The following is a 282-nucleotide window of genomic DNA, read 5'->3' as shown; positions in this document are numbered from 1 at the left end:
TCGTCGTCGTCCTCCTCCACGAGGAGGGGCAGCAGCGTCTCGGCGAAGCGGGCGAGGTTCCACTCCAGCACGCCCGGCTGGGCGCCGTATGCGTAGCGGCCCTGGTGGTCGATGGAGGAGAAGGACGCGGCCGGGTCGTAGGCGTCGACGAAGGCGCACGGCCCGTAGTCGATGGTCTCGCCGGAGATCGTCGTGTTGTCGGTGTTCATGACGCCGTGCACGAAGCCCAGCAGCACCCACTGCGCGACGAGGTCGGCCTGGGCGGCGATGACGGCGTCGAGC

General features: G+C 69.9%; 1 protein-coding gene. It reads right to left on the bottom strand.

Annotated features, from left to right (window positions below):
- On the bottom strand, positions 1 to 282 hold a 282-nt coding region (locus FHN55_RS23400), incomplete at both ends, for a protein adenylyltransferase SelO family protein (protein ID WP_218974942.1).

The sequence above is a fragment of the Streptomyces sp. NP160 genome, assembly GCF_006335115.1.
Classification (GTDB): domain Bacteria; phylum Actinomycetota; class Actinomycetes; order Actinomycetales; family Quadrisphaeraceae; genus Quadrisphaera.
Note: the sequence above shows the minus strand (reverse complement) of the source record. Positions and strands in the feature narration are given on the sequence as shown.